The organism is Lysobacter sp. CA196 (assembly GCF_052078695.1).
In the GTDB taxonomy this organism is placed as follows: Bacteria; Pseudomonadota; Gammaproteobacteria; order Xanthomonadales; family Xanthomonadaceae; genus Lysobacter.
The window spans coordinates 1-13,665 of record NZ_JBQJIN010000028.1; the positions used below are offsets into that span (position 1 = coordinate 1).

Consider the following 13,665-nt stretch of genomic DNA (forward strand, 5'->3'; position numbering starts at 1 on the left):
GGGTAAGCCTGGACATCCGTATGCCGGCGGAGGTGTTTCTGGAGAAGCTTTACAGGCGGCCGGTGAACTTCTCTATTGAGGACGTGCTTGCGGTGGGGTGATGCACTTGGATGTTGACTCCGCCAACCAAAGAAAAATGCTTTTCTTTGAATCACAAGCCCGCACGTTCGATGCCGACGCAGGGCTTTTTCATACGGGACATCCCTGTCCCGATGAAAAACGGCCTGCATCCATGCAGGCCGCCCTCCGGGTCTTCTATGGCCTTCGCTAGTGCGAAGCGACGCACGGCAACGACAACGGCAACGGCAACGGCAACGGCAAAATCTTTACAGCCACGGCGATGTCCACAACACGTGCGACGGCAACGACGAGAACTTTGTAGGAACGACGTAAGTCGCGACCGCGCGGCCTTGGCTTCGCGCCAAAACTCGCCACCCGAAGATTAGGAACGGCGCCTACGCCCCAACCAGCCGAAACGCCGCCCCGCCGCACTCAGCGGCGCGCGACGATGACGATGTCGCCGCCGGAGGATTCATCCACCGCGACCGGATACAGCTCTTCGAGGGCCTCGACGAAGGCATGCGGGTCGTCGCTGCGGAATACGCCGCTGACTCGCAGGCGCGCCACTTGTTCACCGCCGAGGACCATGCGCCGGCGGCTGTAGCGGTTGAACTCGGCAACCGCCGCCGACAAGGCCTGGTCTTCGAACACCAGCTTGCCCGACAGCCAGGTCGGCAAGGCGCCGGGCGCCGCCGCCGGCAGTCGCTGCAGCGGTTGGTGCTTGCCGAGGCGGGCCTTCTGTCCCGGGTCGAGGGTGCCGAGCGCGGCCTGTTTGGCGTCGGCGGCCGGTGCCGCCAGCAAGGCGACCCGACCTTCGACCAGGGCCACCTCGGTCGTATCGTTGCGTCGGTACACCTCGAACTCGGTGCCGACCGCGCGAACGCTGCCGTCCTGGGTATGCACCAGGAACGGACGCGTCGCCTTGGCCACACGGAAATAAGCGCGGCCATGGTCGAGGACGATACGCCGCTGATCGCCGGAGAAATCGACGACCAGACGGCTGTCGGTGTCCATGCTCACGCGCGAACCGTCGTCGAGGGCGATGGTGCGGCTTTCGCCGACCTGGGTGAGGTAGACGGTCTCCACCACCGGCCGTTGCAGCCAGCGCGGCACCACCGCGGCCAGGGCCACCACTGCGGCGAGCGCGCCGGCGCCCCAGGCGTAACGCACCCAGGCGGCGGGCACCTGGCGGCGGCGCTTCGGCAATGCCGGCGCCACCGCCGCCGCATCGCGCAGGCGTTCGGCGATCTGCGGATGCTGGGCATGCTCGCCCGCGGCCGACCACAGCCGCTCGATGCGCTCGTAGGCGGCGCGATGGCGCGCATCGGCGGCCATCCAGCGCTGCCAGCCCTGGCGGTCGCTCTCGGCGACGTCGTCGGCGCGCAGGCGCGCGAACCAGGTCGCGGCCTGGCGTCGGAACGGGTCGCCGCCTTCGATCACGTTGAGACGCGGCGGTTTCACGAGTCTCCCAGGCGCGTATCGAAATGCAGCAAGGCGCGCATCATGTTTTTCTCCACTGCGCTCACACTGATCTCCAAACGTTTGGCGATGGCGCTATAGGTCAGGCCTTCGTAGCGCTGCAGCAGGAACACCTGGCGGCAGCGCGGCGACAACTCGTCCAGCGCCACCAGGAATGCCTGCAGGCGGCGGCTACCTTCGTAGACGCATTCGCCGTGCGGGTCCTCACTCGGCCAATCCTTCGCGACTTCGTCGATCGACACGTGCTGGAACACCTGATGACTCTTGTCGCGGCGGAAGCGGTCGCGCAACAGGTTCGAGGCGATCTGCAGCAAAAACGCCTCGACGTTGAGCACGCCGGTCAGCGACGGCATCCGCACCAGCCGCACCAGGGCTTCCTGGGCCAGGTCTTCGGCGTCGTCGGCCGATTGCAGATGGCGCGAGAAATAGCGGACCAGGGCTGGACGGTAGCGCGCGATCAGCAGCGGCAGATCGGCGGCGCACGAGGCATCGGAAGCACCCAGCGTATCGCCGGCTTCGCCGCTGTTCATGGCCCCTCCCCCGCTACCGGACAAGCCGACGCTACGGCACCGGCCGGCCGCCGGCAAGCCTGCCGAAAGGCGAGTGAGGGATCCGTGGCAAGCTGCGTCTACATCGGTGGGGAAAGGACAACATTCGAAGGATCGAGCTCGCAGTCACTCATCGGGGAGCGTTGCAATGGGGATCGTTTCACAGCGTCGCGCAGCACAAGGCAGTCGATCGAACGGTACGGATTCGAACAAGCAGGCATCGGCGGGGGCCGATCCGAGGCAAACACTGAAGACAAACGCGCACACGCATTGCGCCCGGCGCCCCTTGTCGGTCGCGCTGAGCCTCGCGCTCGGCCTGTCGGCCCTGGTCGCCGCGGCGCCGGCGCTCGCGCAACAAACGCAGGACAGCGCGCATCACTACGCCTTGCCGAGCCAGTCGCTGGCCTCGGCGCTGAACCAGGTCGCGTCCTCGTCGGACGCACAGATCCTGGTTCCGCCGGACCTGGTGCGCGGCCGCATCGCCCCGGCCCTGTCCGGCCGCTACACCACCCGCGAGGCGGTTACCCGCCTGCTCGTCGGCAGCGGCCTGAGCTTCCGCGTCACCCAGAGCGGCGTCATCGCAATAGTGACTGCGCGCGAACCGGCGCCGCCCAAGGCCAAGCCGGCGAGCTCGCGCGAGCCGGCGGCCAAGGCCAAGGCGGAGCCCGATCCGACCGAACTGGCGGCAATCCAGGTCACCGGCTCGCGCATCAAGCGCGCCGAGATCGAAGGCCCTTCGCCGGTCACCGTGATCACTGCCGAACAGATGGAACGCGAGGGCCATGCCACCGTGTTCGAGGCGCTGGAGACCCTGGTGATGGCCAACGGCGCGGTCGAGACCGAGCTGTCGGGCGGGTTCTCCGCCAACGCCCATCCGCTCAATCTGCGCGGCCTGGGCCCGGGCCGCTCGCTGCTGTTGATCGACGGCCGCCGGGCCGCCGACTATCCCTTCCCGTACGAAGGCCGCAGCAACTTCCAGAACTTCGGCAACATCCCATCGGGCGCGGTCGAACGCATCGAGATACTCGCCGGCGGCGCATCCGCCATCTACGGCGCCGATGCGGTCTCCGGCGTGGTCAACATCGTGCTCAAGCGCAATTACCAGGGCGACGAGGTCAAGCTGCGCGCCGGCAGCAGCACCATGGGCGGGCGCGATCGCTTCGATCTGCAATGGACCGGCGGCAAGACCGGCGAGCGTTGGGGCGTCACCTACGCTTTCCAGGCCTATAACCAGGAGCTGTTGTACGGCTTCCAGCGCGACGACTGGGACCTGCGCGCCAATCCGAGCCCGGACCCGCGGCTCGGCGTGCAGCCCGACGCCGGCCTGCGCATCCGCCGCGGCAGCAGCAGTAGCAGCAGCCCGCTGATCGCGCCGCCGGCCGGCACCTGCGAGCGCTGGGGCGACGAGTTCCAACGCCACACCTACAAGCGCATCAGCTCCGGCAACGTGCAGAGCCTCGGCGATGCCTGCGGCACCTGGAAGGACGTCACCTACCAGCACCTGAGCAAGGGCAAGAACGAGCTGGCCGGTTACCTGTTCGGCACCTGGGATTTCACCGACGACCTTCAGGGCTGGGGCTCGGTGCAGGCCTGGCGTTCGCGGGTCGAATCGCTCGGCGGCTTCGAGAGCATCACCGGCCCGCACACCGACGGCGTCGGCCGTCGCGGCGATTTCTACGACCCGCAGTTCAACGCGGTGATCGCGCCGACGCGTTTGCTGACCCCGGTCGATCTCGGCGGCGTCGAGCAGATGAACCAGCACTACCGCGAACGCTCGCTCGACCTCGCGCTCGGCCTGCGCGGCAAGATCGGCGACCGCTGGGACTGGGACGCCACCGTCAGCCGCGCCGAGTACCAGTTCGAACGCACCCGCCGGCGCATGGTCGGCAACCTGGTCAACGATTATTTCTTCGGCAAGCAACTGGGCACTCGCCCGAACGGCGTGCCGATCTATCGCTTGAACCTGCCGCGCTGGTACCGGCCGATGACGCCGGAGGAATACGAGTCGATCTCCACCCTGGCCAAGTACGAGGCCCAGTCCTGGGTCAACACCGCCAGCTTCGTGCTCACCGGCGATCTGTTCGAGCTGCCGGCCGGTCCGGTCGGCGTGGCCACGGTGCTGGAAGCGAGCTCGCAGGGCTACGACCTGTCCAGCGATGCGCGCGTACAGCCCGGCGTGGTCCGGCTCTACAACCTCACCGGCACCAACGGCGGCGGCGAACGCGACCGTTATGCCGCGGGCGTGGAGTTCAGCATCCCGATCCTGAGCACGCTCAAAGGCAGCCTGGCCGGCCGCTTCGACAAGTACGACGACATCACCGCGGTCGACGACGCCAAGACCTGGAACGCCGGCCTGGAATGGCGCCCCACCGACAACCTGCTGATCCGCGGCGCCTACGCCACCAGCTTCAAGGCGCCGGACCTGCACTGGGTCTTCAGCGAAGGCAGCGGCAGCTTCGCCAGCGCGGTCGACCCCTGGCGCTGCATCGCCGCCGGCGCCAATCCAGGGTGTTCGGGCTATAGCTACAACGTCTTCAGCCTCAGCGAAGGCGACCCGAACCTGGAAGAGGAAACCGGCAAGTCCTGGAGCGTCGGTGCGGTCTGGGACGTGTTCGACGGCTTCTCGGTCACCGCCGACTACTGGAGCATCGAACTCGACGGCGCGATCGAACGGCTCAGCCCGACCAGCATCCTCGAAGGCGAAGCGGGCTGCCGTACCGGCAAACAGCTCAACGGCCAGCCGTTCGCATTCGGGCCCGACTCGGGTTATTGCCGCAACGTCACCGCCCTGGTGACGCGGCGTCCGGAAGGCAGCGAAGCCATCGACCGCATCGCCGAGGTCAAGTCGGCGCCGCTCAACCAGTCCTACCGCCGGGTCACCGGCATCGACGCCAGCGTCAACTACCGGCTCAAGACCGAGCGTTACGGCGACTACCGTTTCGACCTGAGCTGGTCGCATACGCTCAAGTCCGAACGCCAGGTGTTCGCCACCGACCCGATCGAAAAGGATTGGCGCGACGACCCGACCAACCTCGACTTCCGCAGCCGCCTGCGGGCGGGCGCGAGCTGGCGCGCCGGCGACTGGTCGTCGAGCCTGTTCATGACCCGCTACGGCAGCCTGCCGAAGGCGAACGGCCTCGGCCGCACCGGCGTCTATTTCCTGTGGAACGCCAACATCGGCAAGCGGATCACCGACCAGGCCACGGTCAAGTTCTTCGTCAACAACCTGTTCAACAACACCCACCCGGGTGACGAGACCAATACCTCATTCCCGTATTTCTACGAGACCTACAGCCCGATCGGCCGCGAGTTCGCGATCGAGTATGAGTACCGATTCCGTTGATCGGAATTGCGGGCGGCGGCCACCGCAATCACGTACCGATGACCGAAGTTCAGTCATCGATCATCGTTGCCGTTGCCGTTGCCGTTGCCGTTGCCGTTGCCGTTGCCGTGATTTTGATTTGCTTTGCCGCTTTGCCGCTTTGCCGGTCAATTGAAGACCCGTAGGGCGGCCCGCAAGGATGCGGGCCGTGCGCAAGCAGGCCATGGATGGCCTGTCTGGAGCATCCCTGCGTCGGCAGCGATCGCGCGGGCTTGTGCCCTTGCAAGGAGAGCCCTTTTCTTTGGTTACCTTTCTTTTGGGCTTAGCAAAAGAAAATAACCCGGCCGCGTCAGCGGACGGAAGCTTTGCACTTGCTTGATCGAAACGCCGGAGGCCGACAGGGCATGGTCGCGACTCGCGTCGCTCCTACCCTAGAAGCGGCGACCACAGAAGCGGCGACCACGGCGCCTCAACCTCGCGACGCTCCCGGCTGGAGCCAGGGTAGGAGCGGCGCAAGCCGCGACATCGTTGCGACCATCTCGCTATGCATGCATCAAGCAAGATCAAGATCAAACGCCAAAAGCTTCCGCCACTAAAGCGGCGGGTTACTTTCTTTTGTCTAAAGCAACAAAAGAAAGCTAACCAAAGAAGTTGCTTTGTTTTGAATCACAGGCCCGCGCATTCGACGCCGACGCAGGGCTCTACATACGGGACATCCCTGTCCCGATGAAAAACGGCCCGCATCCATGCGGGCCGCCCTCCGGGTCTTCTATGGCCTTCGCTAGTGCGAATCGGCGCACAGCCAGAGCCAGAGCCAGAGCTAAGCCTTGGATCGACATGGCTTCGAAAGATTTTCATCAGCCGAGATTCGCGGTCGCGGCTTGCGCCGCTCCTACCCTGGGCTGCCGACGCGACTGAAACAGCACAACCCCAAACAGCGACAATGGCTATCAGGCGAACATACGAGCCCCCCTGCGATGATCAAACTATCTTGCCTTGCCTCCGGGTCCATTCTGCTGGCCCTGTCCCTCATGGCCGCGACCGCCACAGGCCAGGAGCGCCCGCCTGCGACCGCGGAGAAGACAGAGGCTGCGAACGCGCCAGCCTTCGACGACGGCCCTTATCTGCGCTACGCACTCGACCGCATTGAGGCGCGCTGGGTCTGCGACGGCAAACCGGTCGAGCGTTCGTTTCCGGCACCGCGTTGGCCGGTGATGGTGCCGGCGCAATGCGGCCATGCCGAGCCGGTATCGGTGCGCGCACCGGCCAAAGCCGAGGCCGAGGCCTCGCCGCAGGGCGTCGAGCGCATCGCCGCGCTGTCGGACGTGCACGGCCAGTACGAGCTGATGCTGCGGCTGTTGCAGAGCAACGGCATCGTCGACCGCAAGCTGCGCTGGCGCTATGGCCGCGGCCACCTGGTCGTCGCCGGCGATGTGTTCGACCGCGGCCCCAAGGTCAACCAGGCCCTGTGGCTTCTTTACGACCTGGAACAACAGGCGCGTGCGGCCGGCGGCGCGGTGCATCTGCTGCTCGGCAATCACGAGATCATGGTGCTCGCCAACGACCTGCGCTACGTCAACGAAGGTTATCAGCACAACGCCGGCCTGCTCGGCAGTTCCTATGTCGAGCTGTACGGCCCCGACACGGTGCTCGGCCGTTGGCTGCGCAGCAAGCCGGTGATCGGACAGGTCAACGACGTGTTGTTCGTGCATGGCGGCATCGCCGCGAGCTATTTCGAATCCGGCCTGAGCCGCGCACAGATCAACCAGCGCTATCGCGCGACCCTCGGCACGCCCAAATCGGTCTGGCAGCAGGACCCGTCGCTGCTGCCACTCTACAACGGCAAGACCAGCCCGATCTGGTACCGCGGTTATTTCCTCGACCCGGCCCTGACCCAGGACCAGGTCGACGCGATCGCACACAGGCTCGGCGTCGAGCACATCGTCGTCGGACACACCTCGCACCAGCGCATCGGCAGCTACTTCGACGAGCGTGTGATCGCGATCGACAGCAGCATCAAGAACGGCAAGTACGGCGAACTGTTGCTGATCGAACGCGGCAAGATCAGCCGCGGTACGCCCGAAGGCAAGCGGCTGCCACTGACTGCGGGCGAAACCGTCACCGACTGAGCGAAGCGGCGACGACGCGGCCGATGCTCCGGCCGGCCGCGTCGAACGATCGCCGGGTTCAGCGCGCGATCTCGAGCAATTCCAGATCGAACACCAGGGTCGCGTTCGGTTCGATCTGGCCGGGAAGGCCGCTCTCTCCATAGGCCAACTTGGCCGGCACCCAGAAGCGGTGCTTCGCGCCGGCCGACATCAGCATCAATCCTTCGCGCAAACCCGGCATGACCTGGTTGAGCGGAAATTCGGCCGGATGATCGGTGGCGTAGGTGCTCTCGAATTCGCTGCCGTCGAGCAAGCGGCCAACGTAGTTGACCCGCACCGTGCCGTCGGCCGCCGGCCTGGCGCCACGGCCGGCGCGTTCGACCCGGTACTGCAGGCCCGAAGCGGTCGTGACCACGCCGGCCCGCTTACCGTTATCGGCGAGGTAGCGGCTGCCTTCGCTGAGGTTTTTGCGCGCCAGCGCCTGCAGGCCGGCCTCGCGCTTGCGCTGCAGGTGTTCGACGAAATCGCTGCGCACCTTGGCGAGCTGCGCCTCGTCCAGGCGCGGCGTTGCGCCGGCATGGGCCGCGCGCAACGCGCTGACCACGGCGTCGATGTCCACCTCGTCCTTGATCGGCGCCAGCCGCTTGGCCATGTCGAGACCGACCATGTAGCTGACCTGGCCGCGCGGGCCTTCGATGATGGCCGACGCGGCCGCTGCGGCCGGCTTTGCGGTCGTGGCCGCGGCGTGCTCGGTATCGGAGCTGCAGGCGGCCGGTAACCACACGAGACACAGAACGAGGGCATGGGCGGAGCGGTTCATGGTGCGGCACTCTCCTGGCGATGAGCTGAGACAGTCGGCAAGGCTGGGTTGCAGCCGTCAGTCGGTCACCGCGAAGGTGACCATCATGCCCATGTCCTCGTGCTCGAGGTTGTGGCAATGGATCATGTAGCGATGCGTGCCCGACAAGTCCTGGGCGAAGTCGATGGCGAGGCGGACGATCTCGCCCGGCCAGATCACCACGGTGTCGTTCCAGCCGGTGTCCTGCGGATTGAGCCCGTGGCCGGCCACGGCGCGGCCGCGGATGTCGGGCGGGCTGATGCTGCGCGACACCACCCGGAAGCGGAAACCGTGGACGTGGATCGGATGCGGCATGCTGGTCATGTTGTTGCGTATTTCCCAGACCTCGCGGCTGCCGCGCTTGATCCGGAACATCGGCTCATGGCCGACCGTGTGCATGTTCCAGTCGTTGATGAACCAGCTACCCTCCTGGTCCATGCTCAGGCGAATCGGCCGTACCGCCCAGCCGGTGGTGTCCGGCGGCGGCGCCAGGTCGCTGAGGCGCTCGGGCAGTTTGGCCGGCATCCGCTTTGCTGCCTTCGCCGTGGTCTCGCCGCAACCGGCGATGCAGAACTGCAAGAGATCGAAGGCCTCGCCCATCGCCGCCGCACCCGGGTGCTCGCCCATCGGGTCGGGCGCGAACGCGCCGGACTCGTCTTCGTTCTCCATCGCCACGTATTCCAGGCTGCGCAGCAGCACGCGTTCGCCGGCGGCCACCGCGCTGAAATCGACCAGCACGTCGATACGTTGCGCCGGCGCCAGGAACACGTCGTCGACCGTCCATGGCCGCGCCAGCAGGCCGCCATCGCTGCCGATCAAATGGAACGGCAAGGACTGCCCGCGATGCTCGAAAGCGAGCCGCAACATGCGCGCGTTGGCGACATTGGCGATGCGGAAGCGATACAGCGCCTGCAGCACGTCGAGAAAGGGTTCGGGCGTCCAATTGACCAATAGCCGGTTGCCGATCCAGTCGTCGGCGCCCTGCCGATAGACGATGGCGTTGTCGGCGTTCACCTGCTTGTCGGAAATCATCAGCGGCAGATCGCGCACACCCCAGGGCAGATCAAGGCTCGCGGCGAGCGCGCGCGCTTCGTCGTCGTCCACGCGCAACAGGCCGGCCAGGCCATGTTGTAGCTGCGCTCCGGTGCGTCCGTGCGGATGGGCGTGGTACCAGTACAGGCCGGCGCGATCGGCGACGCGAAAGCGATAGCGCTTGTGGGTGCCGGGCGCGACCGGATGCAGCCCGCTGCCGTCGTTGGCCTCGTCGACGCTCAGGCCATGCCAGTGGATCGTGGTGTCTTCGCCGAGGCGGTTGTCGAGCGTCACGTCCAGCTCTTCGCCGCGTTCGATCCGCAGCAAGGGGTTGAGGCCGGCACTGGCGGTGTGGGCGTAATGCCAGATCCGGGTCGGTGCACCGTCGAAGATCGGCAATGCGGCTTCGGTCGCGGCCAGCAACAGCGGCGCCGACAGACGCGTTTCGGCGAGCAGCCCGGTAGCGCCGGGAATGCGCAGCGGTTGCCGGAACGGTGCCGATGCGGATGGCATCGCCGTACTCGACCCATCCGCGCTCGCCGCATCGCCGTCGCGATGCGCCGCATGCGGCGCACGACGCTCGCGCCGCGACAGCGCATGCGGCAATGCGACCGCCGCCGCGGCGGCCGCCGACAGGCCCAATACCCACTTGCGACGATTCGTGTTGACCATGGCTCGGGACACCCTCGCTAGCGATGCATCGACGAAGCGCGCAGCGGATGCATTCGTCCTTGCACGGACTCATTCGCCGCTATCGATCGCAGGAAACACGATCCGCGCATCCCAGCGGATCGACTCTCCGGCGCATCGGCGTCGGCATGAATTACGGGCATCGATCACGTTTCAGTGTGCCATCGATACCCGCTGAAACCCCTTGATTCGCAGCGTTTGTTTCATCCGCGGCGCTGCCGCGTCAAATAACCAAAGATCATGAGAAATCCAGCCGTTCGCAGCTGAGGTATCGGCGGGCCGCGCCGTCTGCATCTCAACAGGGGTGCACTTCAGTCGTTCGATGCGAGGCAACCACCATGTCCATGAATGGCGGCGAGATCGTTCGCCCGCAGGCAATGTTCGCTGCCGCCGGGCGCGTCTTCGCGACCGCGTCGATCCGGCATCGACTGGCTCGGCACGCTGATGCCATCGATGTCGGACACGCTTTCGCTCGGCACATGCTTCCTGGCCGCGACCTTCCCTCGCCGACGCCGCGCATCGCGCACAGCCGGCGTTTCGCGCGATGCGCGGGAACCACCGCTCCATCGCATCGGCCGAGTCGTCGGCCGATGCGTTCATCCGCAACAACTCACACCGGTCGCCAAGACGAGGCCTGACGACGACTCAGGTCGGGGCGCGCGGATCGGGCGGTGAAGTCAGCGCCCGACCACCGATACGCGGGCGACTTCCCTTCAAACACGGAAGCTAAGAGGAGACTCTGATGGCCACCCCAGGTGCAAGCGGTTTTCGCCGACGAATCACGCTCGGCGCATTGTTGTTGTTCGGAAGCTTGATCGGATCCCAGTGCGCGTTCGCGGCGCAACGCACTTTGCAACTGAGCGAAGACGACGTCGTGAGCAAACGCGTTCCGACCGCGCGCTCGGCACTGTTGGCCGCGCCTGGCAATCGGGTCTGCGAAGCGGGCGCCAAGTGGGTACGGGTCGGCTTCAAGGAACTGGTGCTGCAAGGCTACGACTCGCTCAAGATCACCAGCTCCGGCGGCGACCGCTACATCTTCCAGGGCGACCACTGGAACGACCGCTCCTTCCACTCGCGCGCCTTTCGCGGCGAGTGCGTGGTCATCGAGCCCTACTTCGGCCACCCCGACAGCCGTTACACCGTCGACAGCTACGACTTCGGCACCAAGGACCTCAACCTGACCACGGTGACGGTTGCCGGCGCTGGCGACATCTGCGACAGCTCGCCGGCCGATTGCGGCAAGACCTCGGACCTGATCGTGGCGATCAACCCGACCTCGGTCTTCACCGCCGGCGACAACGCCTACGGCAGCGGCACCTTGGCCGAGTACAACGATCTCTACGACTCACGCTGGGGCCGATTCAAAGGCCTGACCCGACCCTCGCCCGGCAACCACGACTACAAGACCACCGGCGCCAAGGGTTACTTCGACTACTACAACGGCTCAGGCCAATCGACCGGGCCGGCCGGCGACCGCAGCAAGGGCTATTACAGCTACGACGTCGGCGACTGGCATTTCATCGCCCTCAACACCATGTCCGGCAGCAGCGTCGCCTCCGCCCAGCTGACCTGGCTGAGCAACGACCTCGCCGCGAACACCAAGCCTTGCACCGCGGCCTATTTCCATCATCCGCTGATCAGCCGCGGCCACTACACCGGCTATAGCTCGGTGAAGCCCATCTACGACCGCCTGTACGCGGCCAAGGCCGACCTGGTGATGGTCGGCCACGACCACAACTACCAGCGCTACGCCAAGATGGACGGCAGCGGCACGGCCAAGACCGACGGCCTGCGCCAGATTCTGATCGGCACCGGCGGACGCGACTTCTACTCGCTCAGCGGCAGCCATACGCTGTTGCAGGCCAGCCAGGCCCACACCTGGGGCGTGCTCAAGCTGACCCTGACCGCGACCGGCTATACCGGCGACTTCGTACCGGTGGCCGGCAAGACCTGGACCGACAATTTCTCCGGCACCTGCAACAAGGCGCAGACCGGCAACTTGCCGCCGGTGGCGAACTTCAATTCGGCGACCAGCGGCCTGACCGCGAACTTCACCGACGCCTCGACCGACAGCGACGGCAGCATCGCTTCGCGCTCATGGAGCTTCGGCGACAACACCGGCTCGACGGCGACCAATCCCAGCCACGCCTATACCAGCGCCGGCACCTACTCGGTGTCGCTGACGGTCACCGACGACGGCGGCGCCAGCCACAGCACGACCAAATCGGTCACCGTGGTGGCCCCGGGCAATGCCAATCCGGTCGCCGCGTTCACCTTCACCACGTCGAACCTCACCGCGACATTCACCGACGCTTCGACCGATTCGGACGGCAGCATCGCCGCACGTCTATGGAGTTTCGGCGACGACATCACCTCGACCACCACCAGTCCTTCGCATACTTATGCAGTCGCTGGCACCTATAGTGTGTCGCTGAAGGTGACCGACGACGACGGCGCCACCAACACCGTGAGCAAGTCGGTGACGGTGACCACGGCGCCCACCGGCAACGTGCTCAGCAACGGCGTGCCAGCGACCGGCATCGCCGGCGCCAAGGACAGCGAGCAGTTCTGGACCTTGTCCGTCCCGACCGGCGCGAGCGGCCTGAAGTTCGTCACCGCCGGCGGCAGTGGCGATGCGGATCTGTACGTGAAATTCGGCTCGAAGCCGACCACCGCCAGCTACGACTGCAAGTCGGACGGCAGCAGCAACGCCGAAACCTGCTCGATCGCCACCGCACAGGCAGGCACCTATCACGTACTGGTCAAGGCCTTCGCTGCGATTTCCGGAGTGGCGCTGACCGGCAGCTATTCCAGCGGCCCCTCCGGCGGTGTGGTCTGGAGCAACGGCGGCCTCACCACCGGTGCCACCGCCAAGGACGGCACCGTCGCCCCCTCGGGCACCAGTTGGAGCGAAGTGCAGAACGACAACGGCAACACCGCCGAAAGCAACACCACCACCGGTTACGCCGTCAGCAATACCACCTACCGTGTGGCCGACGATTTCGTCGTGCCGAGCGGGCAGAGCTGGACGCTGTCTTCGGTGGATGTCTACGCTTACAAGACCAGCTACACCGGTACCAGCTCGCCGTTCACCGCCGGCGTGCTGCAGGTCTGGCGCGGCCGGCCCGGCGATTCCGGCAGCACCTTGCTGTGCGGCAGCACCAGCAGCAACGTGCAAGCGTCTTCGACCGATGCGCGGATCTATCGCACCGGCAACAGCCTGTATCCGTCGCCAGGCAGCGCCACGGTCACCACGCGCAAAGTCTGGCGCAACCGCCTGAACATGCCGGCGGCCTGCGCGGGCAGCGGCTTCTTCAGCGCAGGCAGTTATTGGCTGGTGTGGGGCAGCACCGACAGCAGCGCCGGCGCGCACTTCGCTCCGCCGATGACCGTGGTCGGCGCGCGCGGCCGCTCCGGCGCCAATGCCCGCCAGTACGATGTGTCTGCGGGCACCTGGAGTTCCCTGATCGATGTCGGCAACCCGTCCTCGGCACCGGACGTCGCCCAGGAGCTACCCTTCGACCTCATCGGCACGACGCAGTAAAGCGCAGGTCCGGGTCGCCGCATTCGACGATCCCGCTGTCCCAA

9 protein-coding genes are annotated in these 13,665 nt (G+C 66.1%); 4 read left to right on the plus strand and 5 right to left on the minus strand.

Annotation, left to right across the window (positions count from 1 at the left end; genetic code table 11):
• Positions 1-492: 492 nt before the first annotated feature.
• Together ACTOWK_RS19230 and ACTOWK_RS19235 are read right to left on the minus strand one after the other, a co-directional pair.
• Positions 493-1,521 carry a FecR family protein gene (locus ACTOWK_RS19230; RefSeq protein WP_441331703.1) on the minus strand — a complete coding sequence of 343 codons (1,029 nt, stop codon included), beginning with the start codon at positions 1,519-1,521 and terminating at the stop codon, positions 493-495.
• Entirely contained in the window at positions 1,518-2,069 is a 552-nt protein-coding gene (locus tag ACTOWK_RS19235) for an RNA polymerase sigma factor (protein WP_441331704.1), read from the minus strand. The genes ACTOWK_RS19230 and ACTOWK_RS19235 overlap by 4 nt, the downstream gene beginning before the upstream one ends.
• A gap of 304 nt (positions 2,070-2,373) precedes the next feature.
• Here ACTOWK_RS19235 and ACTOWK_RS19240 point away from each other — a divergent pair, with 304 nt between their 5' ends.
• From ACTOWK_RS19240 to ACTOWK_RS19250, 3 genes are all read left to right on the plus strand, one after another.
• Positions 2,374-5,430, plus strand: a complete 3,057-nt coding sequence (locus ACTOWK_RS19240) for a TonB-dependent receptor domain-containing protein (protein WP_441331705.1) — start codon at positions 2,374-2,376, stop codon at positions 5,428-5,430.
• Between the two features lie 38 nt (positions 5,431-5,468).
• Positions 5,469-5,594, plus strand: a complete 126-nt coding sequence (locus ACTOWK_RS19245) for a hypothetical protein (RefSeq protein ID WP_441331706.1) — start codon at positions 5,469-5,471, stop codon at positions 5,592-5,594.
• Positions 5,595-6,440: 846 nt separating this feature from the next.
• Positions 6,441-7,538, plus strand: a complete 1,098-nt coding sequence (locus ACTOWK_RS19250; protein WP_441331707.1) for a metallophosphoesterase — start codon at positions 6,441-6,443, stop codon at positions 7,536-7,538.
• A 58-nt stretch (positions 7,539-7,596) separates the two neighbouring features.
• On the opposite strand, the gene ACTOWK_RS19255 is transcribed toward ACTOWK_RS19250, so the two are convergent.
• From ACTOWK_RS19255 to ACTOWK_RS19265, 3 genes are all read right to left on the minus strand, one after another.
• Complete coding sequence (locus ACTOWK_RS19255) at positions 7,597-8,337, minus strand: FKBP-type peptidyl-prolyl cis-trans isomerase (protein ID WP_441331708.1); 741 nt, start codon at positions 8,335-8,337, stop codon at positions 7,597-7,599.
• A gap of 57 nt (positions 8,338-8,394) precedes the next feature.
• A complete protein-coding gene (locus ACTOWK_RS19260) occupies positions 8,395-10,059 on the minus strand; it encodes a multicopper oxidase family protein (protein WP_441331709.1) in 1,665 nt (554 codons plus the stop codon).
• A gap of 329 nt (positions 10,060-10,388) precedes the next feature.
• Positions 10,389-10,649, minus strand: a complete 261-nt coding sequence (locus tag ACTOWK_RS19265; RefSeq protein ID WP_441331710.1) for a hypothetical protein — start codon at positions 10,647-10,649, stop codon at positions 10,389-10,391.
• Between the two features lie 302 nt (positions 10,650-10,951).
• Between ACTOWK_RS19265 and ACTOWK_RS19270 the strand changes: the two genes are divergently transcribed.
• A complete protein-coding gene (locus tag ACTOWK_RS19270) occupies positions 10,952-13,621 on the plus strand; it encodes a PKD domain-containing protein (protein ID WP_441331711.1) in 2,670 nt (889 codons plus the stop codon).
• Positions 13,622-13,665: the final 44 nt, after the last annotated feature.